This is a genomic window from Blochmannia endosymbiont of Camponotus quercicola, from assembly GCF_059935335.1.
This window is the reverse complement of sequence record NZ_CP011794.1, coordinates 243,280-255,661: the sequence shown is the minus strand read 5'-3', so window position 1 is coordinate 255,661 and position 12,382 is coordinate 243,280. Positions and strand designations below refer to the sequence as shown.

Genomic DNA, 12,382 nt, shown 5'->3' with positions numbered 1-12,382 from the left:
AATCATAAATACATTAATTATCTAAAATATTTTCCGGAGGCCAATTTTCTAAGTGTGTTCCTAAAGATAATCCACGAGATGCTAATACATCCTTTATTTCTGTCAAAGATTTTTTCCCTAAATTAGGAGTTTTTAATAGTTCTACTTCCGTTCGTTGTACTAAATCTCCAATATAGTGAATAGATTCCGCTTTTAAACAATTAGCAGAACGTACAGTCAGTTCTAAATCATCAACAAGACGTAACAAAATTGGATCAAATTCCGGTCTTTCTTCTTTATGTTCTGGTTGATGTATATCCCTTAAATCAATAAAAGCCTCAAGTTGTTCAGATAAAATTGTTGCTGCACGCCGAATTGCTTCTTCTGGGTCTATGGTGCCATCGGTTTCCATATCAATAATTAGCTTGTCTAAATCTGTACGTTGCTCGACACGAGCAGCTTCCACGTTATAAGAAATTCTTTCTACTGGACTATAACATGCATCCAATAATAATCGACCAATTGGTAAGATATCTGCTTCGGGATTAAACCTAGAAGAAGCCGGAATGTATCCACGTCCACGCTGTACTTTAATGCGCATGCTAATAGATGCATTTTTGTCGGTGATGTGACAGATCACATGATCTGGTGTAATAATTTTTACACTATTACTATCGCGTAAAATATCATTTGCAATTACAGGCCCGATACCAGATTTTTTTAAAGTTAAAGTAATATGATCCTTTCCTTCAATTCTGATAGCTAATTTCTTTAAATTGAGTAAAATTTCTAACACGTCTTCTTGTATACCCTCTTTTGTACTATATTCGTGTAGTACCCCATCAATTTCAACTTCTGTTATAGCATATCCAGGCATTGAAGAAAGCAAGATTCGACGTAAAGCATTTCCCAAAGTATGACCAAATCCTCGTTCTAATGGCTCCAGAGTAACTTTAGCATGTTTTTCAGTAATTTGTTCAATATCTACTAAACGTGGTCTTAAAAATTCTATTACAGAACTCTGCATCATTACCTCTCTTTTTATTATTCCACAACTTCACTTATTTTGAATACAATTCAACAATCAAGTGTTCATCGATATTTGCAGATAACTCATCACGTTCTGGATGACGTTTAAATAAACCTTGCAGTCTAATAGGATCAACTTCAATCCATGCTAATTTTTCTCTTTGCTGCTCGGCGAGTTCTAAAGCAGCACGAATCCTAGATTGTTTATGTGACCCTTTATGTATCTTAATAATAGTATTAGGAACAACTTGATATGAAGCTACATTAACAATACTATCGTCAACAACAATAGACTTATGGCTTACTAATTGCCGGGCTTCAGCACGTGTCGCTCCGAATCCCATACGATATACAATATTATCTAACCTACTTTCCAATAATTTTAATAAATTTTCACCAGTGTTACCTTTAATACGTGTGGCTTTCTTATAATAGTTAGAGAACTGACGTTCCAAGATGCCATATATACGTCTAACTTTTTGCTTTTCTCGTAGCTGTATTCCGTAATCTGAAAATCGAGATTTACGCATACTATGTTGCCCTGGAGGCTGTTCAAGTTTACATTTAGAATCAATCGAGCGAATTCCAGATTTTAAAAAAAGGTCTGTACCTTCACGACGACTGAGCTTGAGTTTAGGTCCTAAATATTTTGCCATATACTTTATTTCCTTAAAAATAACCAGTTGATATTATTTAGACACGGCGCTTTTTAGAAGGACGACAACCATTATGCGGAATCGGAGTAACATCAGTAATGCTAGTAATGTGGAATCCTACTGTGTTTAACGCTCGTACTGCAGATTCACGTCCTGGACCCGGCCCTTTTACCATAACTTCCAAATTTTTTATTCCATATTCTTGAACTATTTCAGCGCAACGTTCTGCTGCTACTTGCGCAGCAAATGGTGTAGATTTGCGAGATCCTCGAAAACCAGAACCTCCGGCTGTAGCCCATCCTAAAGTATTACCTTGTCTATCACTAATAGTGATTATAGTATTATTAAAAGATGCATGTATATGTGCTACACCATCTAAAATTTGTTTTTTGAGCCGCCTGCGTGCTCTAAAATTGGATGATTTGATCATTTTATATTCATACTTTCTTTGTTTATTAATACTTATTACTTAAGTTATTTGTTAATGGACTTACGAGGACCCTTACGGGTTCTTGCGTTTGTTCTTGTTCTTTGTCCACGTACTGGTAAATTACGACGATGACGCAATCCTCGGTAAGTACCAAGATCCACCAAACGTTTGATGTTTAAAGTTACTTCACGGCGTAAATCCCCCTCTACAATATATTTAGCAACTGCATCACGTAATTTGTCTATATGGATTTCAGATAATTTACAAAGTTGTATATGTTCATTTATACCTATATTCAAACAAATTGAGCGAGCACGAGATTTTCCGATACCATAAATAGACATTAAAGCAATGACAGCATGTTTTCTATCAGGGACATTAACACCTGCTATACGTACCACTATTTTATACTCCTAAAAAGTTTATTGTTCCATATTCAGTACAATTATCCTTGTCTCTGTTTATGTTTTGGATCTACACGACAAACCACACGAATAACATTGTGTCTTTTTATAATTTCACAATAACGACATAATTTTTTCACTGATGTACGTACTTTCATAATTTTTCCTATATAAAATATGATATTTTAATCAGTGATTAAGATGTTTTAAATTTGCTTTTTTTAATACAGATTCATACTGACTAGACATCATTAAAGTTTGTATTTGAGCCATAAAATCCATAATTACTACAACCACAATCAGTAGAGATGTTCCTCCAAAGTAAAAAGGGACCTTCATAGCAATTCTCATAAACTCTGGTACTAAGCAAATAAACGTAACATATATTGCACCAATGAAAGTCAAACGAATCATAATTTTATTAATATATTTAGCAGTTTGCTCTCCCGGTCTAATTCCAGGGACAAATGCTCCAGATTTTTTTAAATTATCAGCTGTTTCTCGAGGATTGAAGACTAAAGATGTGTAAAAAAAACAAAAAAATATAATAGCCGACGCGTAAATCAAAATATATAATGGTTGACCTGGTTGTAGATACAAAGAAAGCACAGTTAACCATTTGCAACTAATGCTATTGCTAAACCAAGAAACAACAGTGCCTGGGAACAAGATTACACTAGAAGCAAAAATAGCAGGAATGACTCCAGCCATATTTACTTTAAGTGGTAAGTGTGTATTTTGAGCAGCATAAATGCGACGACCTTGCTGTCGTTGAGCATAATGCACTAAAATACAACGTTGGCCTCTCTCTATAAATACCACAAAAAAGGTAATACCAAAAACTAGACAAATAACTAAAATTAATATAAAAAAATGCAATTCATCTTGTTTTACTTGTTCTATAGTATGTCCTATAGACACTGGCAACCCAGCTATTATCCCTGAAAAAATAATAATCGAAATACCATTTCCTATTCCTCTATTAGTGATTTGATCACCTAACCACATTAAAAAAATAGTGCCACAAACAAGACTAATAATTGCTGTACAATAGAAAGAAAATCCTGGATTAATAACTAGTCCCGATATACTAGGTAAACTAGTAACAATGCCTACAGATTGCAATACTCCTAGTATCAAAGTTCCATAACGAATATATTGATTGATTATTCTCCTTCCACTTTCTCCTTCTTTTTTCATTTCTATTAAAACAGGATGTACTGCAGTTAATAGTTGCACAATAATTGAAGCTGAAATATATGGCATAATTCCTAAACTAAAGATAGAAGCACGACTTAAAGCCCCCCCAGAAAACATGTTAAACATTTCAATAATAGTACCACGTTGTTGCTCAAGAATCTTTGCTAAAATAATTAAATCTACTCCTGGGATTGGAATAAAGGATCCTATACGAAAAATAATTAAAGCGCCAATCACGAATATCATTCTACGTTTCAACTCATTTAAACCACCTTTGACACTGTGAAAAGTAGACGTAAGTCGTCGCTTATTAGTAACTGTCATCATTTTAATTCAATCATCCTCTATTTGTCCGCCTATAGCTTGAATTGAAGTTCGTGCGCCTTTGCTTACGCGCAATCTACGTATTGTAATAGGATGTTTAATTTCTCCTGACATTATAATTTTAACAAACTTAATTTTACGCTTAATAATATTATATGTTTTTAAAATATTTAAATCTATTACTTTATCCGAAATACAAGATAAATCAGACAATCTAACTGCTTGGGTAACCATAGCTTTGTGAGATATGAATCCAAATTTTGGTAATCTACGGTATAAAGGAGTCTGTCCTCCTTCAAATCCAAGACGTACCTTACCTCCAGAACGTGATTTTTGTCCTTTATGTCCACGACCTCCTGTTTTCCCTAATCCAGATCCGATACCTCGGCCTACTCGTTTACTAAAATGTTTAGATCCTTTAGACGGAGAGAAAGTATTGAGATACATAATTTACTACTCCACTTTAACCATATAAGCTACTAAGTTAATCATACCACGGATAGCAGGGGTATCAATTCTTTCGACCGTATCCCTGATACGACGCAGTCCCAACCCATATAAAGTTGCCTTATGTTTTGGTATACACCCAATAGAACTTTTAATCTGAGTAAGTTTAATAATTTTTAACATAATTATAATAACCTAAAATTTCTCTAATAGATTTACCTCGTTTTTCTGCAACCATTTCGGGAGATTTCATGCTTTGTAACGCATTCATAGTTGCACGTACTATATTAATAGGATTTGTGGACCCATAAGCTTTTGCTAATACATTATGTATTCCAACTACCTCTAAGATAGCACGCATTGTAGTTCCGGCAATGATACCAGTTCCTTCGGACGCAGGTTGCATATAAATACGAGAACCTGTATATACCCCTCGAACTGCATGCTGTAAAGTGCCTTTGTATACAGAAATAATTACCATATTACGACGAGCCTTTTCCATTGATTTTTGAATCGCTGCAGGAACTTCACGAGCTTTACCATAACCAAATCCTACACGCCCATTTGTATCTCCTACCACAGTTAATGCTGTAAAACTAAATACACGTCCGCCCTTAACTGTTTTGGATACCCGATTTACTGTAATCAATTTCTCTTGCAATTCACCAGGCTGTTTATTGATATATTTCATGTCATTTACCTTGTTTTAAAAACTTAAACCAGATTGCCTAGCGCTATCAGCTAACATTTTCACTCTGCCATGATATTTAAATCCAGAGCGATCAAAAGACACACTTATAATACCTTTTTTTATTGCACGTTCTGCAATAATTTTTCCTACTATAGCTGCAGCTCTTTTATTACTAGTTATTTTTAATTGACTAGAAATCAATTTCTCCGTCGTAGAAGCTGTAATTAAGACATCAGAATTATCCTGTGAAATTATTTGCGCATAAATATGCTGACAAGTCCGGTGTACCACTAATCTAATAGCACCTAATTTATATAACTTTTTTCGTGATTTCATAGCTCTTCTGATACGAGCGTCTTTTTTATTCATGTACATTATTCTCTGTAGGATTGATAACAATTATCTTTTCTTGGTACTTTTGTTGCACACTATTTCATCGATATAACGAATACCCTTGCCCTTAAAAGGCTCAGGAGGGCGAAGTGCTCTCAAATCTGATGCAACTTGACCAACAAGTTGTTTATTTATCCCTGTTACGATGATTTCAGTCTGACTTGGACACGTTGCTGTAATTTCCATAGGTAATATATAATTAATAGAATGAGACAACCCTATGATTAGGGTGATTATATTGTCTTGAACAGATACACGATAACCAATTCCTATGAGTTGCAGCTTCTTAGTGAAACCTGTTGTAACACCAATGATCATACCGTTAATTAATGCACGTGTCGTTCCTATTAAGGCTTTATTTTTGACATTAGAACTGTTGGTATATATCAATAACCATGATGCATTATTCAATTGCACGTTAACTAATTCGTGTAATACAAAAGTTAGTCTACCAAGCACACCTGTGACGGAAATGTCATGGTTTTTGATTTTTATCGTTATTACGTTAGGAATAGGAATCATTGTTTTACATACATGACTCGACAATATTTTAGTATTAAGACACATAACATATAATCTCCCCGCCAACATTAAGCTGACGAGCTTTATCATCCGTAATTACACCTTTAGAAGTAGAAATTATAACAATACCCATACCAGACATCACCTGAGGCAATTCCTTTCTCTTTTTATAGATACGTAATCCAGGTCGACTAATGCGCTTTATGGTATCTATGACGGGCTTTCTTTTTTGATAATATTTTAGAAATACTTCTAGAATAGGTTTAACACTATCTTTAATATCATATCTTGTTATAAATCCTTCTTCTACTAATACCTTAACAATTGCCACTTTCATTGTAGAAGATGGAGTGCAAATTTTTTCTTTTTTAGAAATTTGCCCGTTACGTATAGTAGTTAACATCGCTGCGATTGAATCTTGCATACTCATTTGTAGCTCCAGCAATAAAATATTATTGTTACAATTACCAACTAGCTTTTCTTAAACCAGGTATCTCGCCACGCATGGCAGCTTCACGTACCTTCATGCGGCTCAATCCGAATTTTCTTAAAAAAGCGTGAGGTCGTCCAGTATGACGACAACGATTACGGCGTCTAGATGGGCTAGAATCACGCGGTAAAGTCTGTAATTTTAAAACAGCATTCCAACGTTCGTCATTAGGAATACGTTTGTTAATAATAATTTTTTTAAGAGAAATACGTTGCGTATAATATTTGTTAACCAATTTTAAACGCTTTATTTCACGTGCTTTCACAGATTCCTTAGTCATGATTACACGCTCCTCCTATTTGAAGTAATACGATTATTTTCTAAATGGAAAGCGAAAAGCAGTTAATAACGCATGCGCTTCATCATCAGATATAGCGCTAGTAGTGATGGTAATATCCATACCTCGCATATCATCAACAGTATCATAATCGATCTCTGGAAAGATAATTTGCTCTCGAATTCCGATACTATAATTACCATGACCATCAAAAGACCTAATAGACAATCCACGAAAATCACGAATACGGGGCATAGCAATAGAGAGAAATCTTTCCAGAAATTCCCACATGCGCGTACCTCGTAAAGTTACCTTACATCCAATCGGCTGACCTTGACGAATTTTAAAGCTAGAGATAGATTTACGTGCTTTGGTAACTACTGGTTTTTGCCCCGAAATTACCATTAAATCTTCTGTTGCTTTCTCCAACAACTTTTTATCAGTGACAGATTTACCTACTCCCATATTAATAGTAATTTTTTTAATTTTAGGAACTTGCATAACAGATCGATACTGAAATTTATGTATTAAATCCGGTATTATATTATTTTTATAATAATCATATAAATTAGCCATATATTATTCCGATCATTTGACTATATCCCCGTTAGACTTAAAGATACGTATTTTTTTACCATTTTGTACTTTAAATCCTACACGATCCGCTTTCTTTAAAGTAGTATTAAATATCGCGATATTGGATAAATCAACAGATGCTTCTTTTTCAATAACACCTCCTGGTTGATTTTTATTAGGAATAGGTTTTTGATGTTTTTTTACCAAATTTATTCCTGTTACTATAACTCTACCTTTATCGTAAAAAACACGCTTTACTTTTCCTTTTTTGCCCTTATCTTTTCCGCTTAATACAATAACTTCATCATTACGTTTAATTTTAGCTGCTGACATGTATAATAATCTCCATCACAGTACTTCGGGAGCTAAAGAAATAATCCTCATAAATTTTTCATCGCGTAATTCACGGGTTACTGGCCCAAAAATACGAGTACCCACAGGTTGGATATTAGCGTCATTTAATAGTACACAAGCATTATTATCAAATCTAATAATTGATCCATCTGGGCGACGTACACCTTTTTTTGTACGTACTACAACAGCTTTTAACACATCGCCTTTTTTCACTTTAGCACGTGGTATCGCCTCTTTGATAGCAACCTTAATTACGTCTCCTATATTAGCATAACGACGACCAGAACCTCCTAAGACCTTAATGCACATCGCGTATCGCGCGCCAGAATTATCGGCAACATTTAAAATAGTGCGTTCTTGAATCACATAACACTCCATAATGGTAATTAGTTTAAATTATTAAAAAATATATTTATATATGTTATATATTTTGATTGATTAATTATTGTCAATAATAATCTATTATTTATTTATATGATTATTATTATTAGAAAAATGTGATTTTTTGATGATAGAAGTTAATATCCAAGATTTTGTTTTAGAAATAGGACGACACTCTTGTACCTCAACAAGGTCGCCAACATTAGTCTCACTATTAGGGTCATGCACATGCAGTTTAGTAGTACGTTTAATAAACTTTTCATATGTTACGTGCTTAATCAATCGTTCTATAGAAACCACAACAGATTTGTTCATTTTTTTGCTAACTACACGACCTAGTAAGATACGAATCCTATCACCCATGAAATGCTCTCCTTTTATATTTTTTTATTGTTAGATAAATAGTTTTTGATAGATGCTATATTACGACGTACTTTTTTTAATAAATGCAACTGCTTCAACTGACCTGATTTTAATTGCACACGTAAATTGAAATATTCACGCAATACGTTTATTAATTCTGATTGAAGTGACGCAACAGTAATGCTATCGTTTTTTTTATTTAATGATTTTATAATGTTATTCATTATCTTCCTATTAAAGTGGTTTTAACTGGTAACTTTGATGCGCCTAATTTAAAAGCATTATATGCTAGTTCTTTTGGGACTCCATTTATTTCGTATAATATTTTTCCTGGTTGTATCAATGCTACCCAATACTCTACATTACCTTTTCCTTTACCCATTCGTACTTCGAGGGGTTTTTTTGTAATAGGTTTATCCGGGAACACGCGGATCCATATTTTTCCTTGACGCTTTATAGCACGACTTATAGCGCGCCTTGCCGCTTCAATTTGACAAGATTTTAACCTTCCACGACTAGTTGCTTTTAAAGCAAACTCACCGAAACTAATATTGTCGTTTACTTTTATTCCTCGATTACGCCCTTTATGCATTTTACGAAATTTTGTGCGCTTTGGTTGCAGCAACATCGTATTATCCCTTATATGCGAGTTTTATGTTTTTTTTGAGTAGAATTATTAATCGATTGATCTAATACATAACCTGCTGCACTAGGTAATACATCTCCTAAAATTTCACCTTTAAATACCCATACTTTAATACCAATTACACCGTACGTAGTATGTGCTTCTGAAAGACTATAATCAATATCGGCACGCAAAGTATGTAATGGAACACGTCCTTCTCTATGCCATTCAGTACGAGCGATTTCGGCTCCACTTAATCTCCCGCTTACTTCCACTTTAATGCCTTTAGCGCCTAAACGCATAGCACTTTGTACAACACGTTTCATTGCTCGCCTAAACATTATTCTACGTTCTAATTGAGATGCAATATTGTCAGCTAACAACTTAGCATCTAATTCCGGCTTACGAACTTCAGCAATATTGAGTTGAGTTGGAACGCCAGAAATTTTTGCTATACTTTTACGTAATTTTTCAATATCTTCCCCTTTTTTACCAATAATAACACCAGGCCTAGCTGTATAAACAGTTACCCTGATACTTTTAGCGGGACGTTCAATAATTATACGAGATACTAAAGCTTTTGAAAGTTTTTGCATCAAAAACTGACGTACTTTAAAATCACTACCTAAATTATTAGAAAAATCTTTATTGTTTGCATACCAGGTAGAATGCCACGTCTTGGTGATACCCAAACGCACACCATTCGGATGTACCTTTTGACCCATTTTTATAATACTCCGGCTGTCTAAGTCTAAATATAAGTTTTTTTAATTAGAGACCACTATAGTAAGATGACTCGTTCGTTTCATAATTTTATCTGATCGTCCCTTAGCACGCGGCATAACTCTTTTAATAGTAGGACCGTTATCAACAAAAATTTTCATAATTTTTAAACTATTAATGTTTAAACCGTCGTTATGTTCCGCGTTAGCAATAGCAGATTCTAAAGTTTTTTTCACTAATTCAGCGGATTTTTTGTTGGTATACCTTAAAATATCTAGTGCCTGTGATACTTTTCTTCCCCGCACCGTATTAATTACTAAACGAAGTTTTTGGGCAGAAGAACGAATATAACGACATCTAGCAATTGTTTCCATACCAAAAAGATCCTCCTCTCTATAGTACATCTTATGTTAAAATTACAATCAATAATGTTTTTTTATTTTCTTATCAACCGAATGGCCACGATACGTACGGGTTGGAGCAAATTCACCTAGTTTGTGCCCAACCATTTCATCTACAATGAATATGGGTATATGTTGGCGTCCATTATGTACTGAGACAGTTAATCCGATCATTCTGGGAAATATTGTTGATCGCCGTGACCAAGTTTTAATAGGTTTTTTATCACCTATTTCTATTGCTTTTTCTACTTTTTTCAGAAGATGCAGATCAATAAATGGTCCTTTTTTAATAGAACGAGACATAACTTCCTTCCTAATACCTCAAAATTTTATTTGTTACGATGAGACAATATAAACTTATTAGTACGCTTATTGCTTCGTGTCTTTTTTCCTTTGGTTTGTATTCCCCAAGGAGAAACAGGATGTTTCCCAAAATTTTTACCTTCTCCGCCTCCATGAGGATGATCTATTGGATTCATAGCTGTACCACGTACAGTAGGACGAGTTCCACGCCATCTATTAGCCCCGGCTTTACCTAACATACGCAACATATGTTCAGAATTACCAACTTCTCCTATAGTTGCTCGGCACTCACAACGAATTTTTCGTATTTCACCAGATCGTAGACGAAGTATCATATATGCTCCATCGCGAGCTACAATTTGTATGTAAGATCCTGCAGAACGGGCTAATTGCCCGCCTTTTCCTAATTTCATTTCTACATTATGAATAGCAGATCCTATCGGAATATTACTCATAGGTAAAGCATTTCCTGGCTTTATTGGAACATTTACTCCAGAGCTGATAACATCTCCTATTTTTACATCTTTCGGAGCTAATATATAACGATACTCTCCGTCTCTATATGAAAGCAATGCTATGTTTGCTGAACGATTTGGATCATATTCTAAACGTTTTATGACAGCTGAAACCCCGTCTTTATTGCGTTTAAAATCAATTATTCGATAACGTTTTTTGTGTCCCCCTCCAATATGTCGTACAGTAATACGGCCGTAATTATTACGTCCGCCTGATTTATTAATTTTATTAGATAACAATGCAGCACAAGGATTTCCTTTATGTAACCCAAAATTAACTAATTTAATTACATGCCGTCTCCCCGGAGAAGTCGGATTGCATTTAATAATCGGCATTTCTTTTAATCTTCCGTATGTATTTTTACTCTACTGTATTAATAAAATCTATTTTTTGGTCTTTTCCTAAAACAATATACGCTTTTTTCCAGTTACTACGGCGACCATGTTTATTAGCCGTACTTTTACGTTTTCCTGAGACTACTATAGTATTTACAGTATCTACTTTTACAGAAAACAACATATTTATAGCGTTTTTAATATCTGTTTTAGTTGCATATTTTGCTACTTTAAAAGAAACAGTATTGCATCGTTCTGATTTAATAGATGCTTTTTCAGAAACATGTACAGATCTCAATATTTTTAATAAACGTTCTTGATAAATCATATTAATTTATGCTCAATTTTTTTTATAACGTTATCAGCAATTAAAGTAATATTAAAATTTACTAAACTTACTGGATCTATATGCACTGCAGTGCGTACCTCTATTTTGTAAATATTACGCGATGCTAAAAACAATTTTTTATCCAAAAAATCAGTAAAAATCAATATACTGTTGTTGTTGGATGTTATTGCTTGTAATTTTTTTAATAATAATTTAGTTTTTGGTTCTTCTATAAATAAATTTTTTACTAAAAATAAACGATTGTCACAAACTAATTTAGATAAAATGCTTTTTATTGCTCCCTTATACATTTTTTTATTTATTTTTTGGTTATATAATTTAGGTTTAGCTGCAAAAGTTACTCCTCCAGAACGCCAAATAGGGCTTTTTACTGATCCAGAACGTGCTCGACCGGTACCTTTTTGACGCCAAGGTTTTTTATTAGAACCTGAAACTTCTGCTCGACTTTTTTGAGATCGAGTGCCCTGACGAGAATTAGTCAAGTAAGCAGAAATGACTTGATGTATCAATTTTGGATTAAAAGGACACCTAAAAACTTCATCAGATACAGAAAATTTAGTAGATTCTGCCGCATTTATTTCTGATGCAAAATCCCTGACTTCTAATTCCATTGA

At 34.0% G+C, this 12,382-nt stretch carries 25 protein-coding genes; all 25 read right to left on the bottom strand.

Annotation, left to right across the window (positions count from 1 at the left end):
- Positions 1-13: 13 nt before the first annotated feature.
- Positions 14-1,006: a DNA-directed RNA polymerase subunit alpha gene (locus tag CBquer539_RS01110; protein ID WP_500836738.1), complete on the bottom strand. Its 993-nt coding sequence runs from the start codon at positions 1,004-1,006 to the stop codon at positions 14-16.
- 34 nt (positions 1,007-1,040) lie between these two features.
- The gene (gene rpsD / locus CBquer539_RS01105; protein ID WP_500836620.1) at positions 1,041-1,664 is read right to left on the bottom strand and encodes a 30S ribosomal protein S4; all 624 of its coding nucleotides are present in this window, start codon (positions 1,662-1,664) and stop codon (positions 1,041-1,043) included.
- A gap of 37 nt (positions 1,665-1,701) precedes the next feature.
- Positions 1,702-2,094 carry a 30S ribosomal protein S11 gene (gene rpsK / locus CBquer539_RS01100; RefSeq protein WP_500836619.1) on the bottom strand — a complete coding sequence of 131 codons (393 nt, stop codon included), beginning with the start codon at positions 2,092-2,094 and terminating at the stop codon, positions 1,702-1,704.
- Between the two features lie 44 nt (positions 2,095-2,138).
- Positions 2,139-2,495 carry a 30S ribosomal protein S13 gene (gene rpsM / locus CBquer539_RS01095; RefSeq protein WP_500836618.1) on the bottom strand — a complete coding sequence of 119 codons (357 nt, stop codon included), beginning with the start codon at positions 2,493-2,495 and terminating at the stop codon, positions 2,139-2,141.
- Positions 2,496-2,539: 44 nt separating this feature from the next.
- Positions 2,540-2,656, bottom strand: a complete 117-nt coding sequence (rpmJ, locus tag CBquer539_RS01090; RefSeq protein ID WP_500836617.1) for a 50S ribosomal protein L36 — start codon at positions 2,654-2,656, stop codon at positions 2,540-2,542.
- A 31-nt stretch (positions 2,657-2,687) separates the two neighbouring features.
- Positions 2,688-4,022 carry a preprotein translocase subunit SecY gene (gene secY, locus CBquer539_RS01085; RefSeq protein ID WP_500836737.1) on the bottom strand — a complete coding sequence of 445 codons (1,335 nt, stop codon included), beginning with the start codon at positions 4,020-4,022 and terminating at the stop codon, positions 2,688-2,690.
- 9 nt (positions 4,023-4,031) lie between these two features.
- The gene (rplO, locus tag CBquer539_RS01080) at positions 4,032-4,469 is read right to left on the bottom strand and encodes a 50S ribosomal protein L15 (protein ID WP_500836616.1); all 438 of its coding nucleotides are present in this window, start codon (positions 4,467-4,469) and stop codon (positions 4,032-4,034) included.
- Between the two features lie 6 nt (positions 4,470-4,475).
- Entirely contained in the window at positions 4,476-4,652 is a 177-nt protein-coding gene (rpmD, locus tag CBquer539_RS01075) for a 50S ribosomal protein L30 (protein WP_500836615.1), read from the bottom strand.
- A complete protein-coding gene (gene rpsE / locus CBquer539_RS01070; protein WP_500836614.1) occupies positions 4,636-5,160 on the bottom strand; it encodes a 30S ribosomal protein S5 in 525 nt (174 codons plus the stop codon). Before rpsE ends, rpmD begins: the two co-directional genes overlap by 17 nt.
- 15 nt (positions 5,161-5,175) lie before the next feature.
- On the bottom strand, positions 5,176-5,529 hold the full coding sequence (gene rplR / locus CBquer539_RS01065; RefSeq protein WP_500836613.1) for a 50S ribosomal protein L18: 354 nt from the start codon (positions 5,527-5,529) through the stop codon (positions 5,176-5,178).
- A 30-nt stretch (positions 5,530-5,559) separates the two neighbouring features.
- A complete protein-coding gene (gene rplF, locus CBquer539_RS01060) occupies positions 5,560-6,120 on the bottom strand; it encodes a 50S ribosomal protein L6 (protein ID WP_500836612.1) in 561 nt (186 codons plus the stop codon).
- A complete protein-coding gene (gene rpsH, locus CBquer539_RS01055; protein WP_500836611.1) occupies positions 6,110-6,505 on the bottom strand; it encodes a 30S ribosomal protein S8 in 396 nt (131 codons plus the stop codon). Before rpsH ends, rplF begins: the two co-directional genes overlap by 11 nt.
- Before the next feature lie 34 nt (positions 6,506-6,539).
- Positions 6,540-6,845 (bottom strand): 30S ribosomal protein S14, encoded by a 306-nt coding sequence (gene rpsN / locus CBquer539_RS01050; RefSeq protein WP_500836610.1) that lies wholly within the window; start codon positions 6,843-6,845, stop codon positions 6,540-6,542.
- A 33-nt stretch (positions 6,846-6,878) separates the two neighbouring features.
- Positions 6,879-7,418, bottom strand: coding sequence for a 50S ribosomal protein L5 (gene rplE / locus CBquer539_RS01045; protein ID WP_500836609.1), 540 nt, complete (start codon positions 7,416-7,418; stop codon positions 6,879-6,881).
- 12 nt (positions 7,419-7,430) lie between these two features.
- Complete coding sequence (gene rplX / locus CBquer539_RS01040) at positions 7,431-7,751, bottom strand: 50S ribosomal protein L24 (protein ID WP_500836608.1); 321 nt, start codon at positions 7,749-7,751, stop codon at positions 7,431-7,433.
- A 15-nt stretch (positions 7,752-7,766) separates the two neighbouring features.
- Positions 7,767-8,138: a 50S ribosomal protein L14 gene (gene rplN, locus CBquer539_RS01035; protein WP_500836607.1), complete on the bottom strand. Its 372-nt coding sequence runs from the start codon at positions 8,136-8,138 to the stop codon at positions 7,767-7,769.
- A gap of 96 nt (positions 8,139-8,234) precedes the next feature.
- Complete coding sequence (gene rpsQ, locus CBquer539_RS01030; protein WP_500836606.1) at positions 8,235-8,516, bottom strand: 30S ribosomal protein S17; 282 nt, start codon at positions 8,514-8,516, stop codon at positions 8,235-8,237.
- A gap of 14 nt (positions 8,517-8,530) precedes the next feature.
- Positions 8,531-8,740, bottom strand: coding sequence for a 50S ribosomal protein L29 (gene rpmC, locus CBquer539_RS01025; protein ID WP_500836605.1), 210 nt, complete (start codon positions 8,738-8,740; stop codon positions 8,531-8,533).
- Positions 8,740-9,141, bottom strand: coding sequence for a 50S ribosomal protein L16 (rplP, locus tag CBquer539_RS01020; RefSeq protein ID WP_500836736.1), 402 nt, complete (start codon positions 9,139-9,141; stop codon positions 8,740-8,742). Before rplP ends, rpmC begins: the two co-directional genes overlap by 1 nt.
- Positions 9,142-9,155: 14 nt before the next feature.
- Complete coding sequence (rpsC, locus tag CBquer539_RS01015) at positions 9,156-9,866, bottom strand: 30S ribosomal protein S3 (protein WP_500836604.1); 711 nt, start codon at positions 9,864-9,866, stop codon at positions 9,156-9,158.
- Between the two features lie 42 nt (positions 9,867-9,908).
- Positions 9,909-10,238 (bottom strand): 50S ribosomal protein L22, encoded by a 330-nt coding sequence (rplV, locus tag CBquer539_RS01010; RefSeq protein WP_500836603.1) that lies wholly within the window; start codon positions 10,236-10,238, stop codon positions 9,909-9,911.
- A gap of 48 nt (positions 10,239-10,286) precedes the next feature.
- A complete protein-coding gene (gene rpsS / locus CBquer539_RS01005; protein ID WP_500836602.1) occupies positions 10,287-10,568 on the bottom strand; it encodes a 30S ribosomal protein S19 in 282 nt (93 codons plus the stop codon).
- A 26-nt stretch (positions 10,569-10,594) separates the two neighbouring features.
- The gene (rplB, locus tag CBquer539_RS01000) at positions 10,595-11,419 is read right to left on the bottom strand and encodes a 50S ribosomal protein L2 (protein WP_500836601.1); all 825 of its coding nucleotides are present in this window, start codon (positions 11,417-11,419) and stop codon (positions 10,595-10,597) included.
- A 25-nt stretch (positions 11,420-11,444) separates the two neighbouring features.
- Positions 11,445-11,747 carry a 50S ribosomal protein L23 gene (gene rplW / locus CBquer539_RS00995; RefSeq protein ID WP_500836600.1) on the bottom strand — a complete coding sequence of 101 codons (303 nt, stop codon included), beginning with the start codon at positions 11,745-11,747 and terminating at the stop codon, positions 11,445-11,447.
- On the bottom strand, positions 11,744-12,379 hold the full coding sequence (gene rplD, locus CBquer539_RS00990) for a 50S ribosomal protein L4 (protein ID WP_500836599.1): 636 nt from the start codon (positions 12,377-12,379) through the stop codon (positions 11,744-11,746). Before rplD ends, rplW begins: the two co-directional genes overlap by 4 nt.
- Between the last annotated feature and the right edge of the window lie 3 nt (positions 12,380-12,382).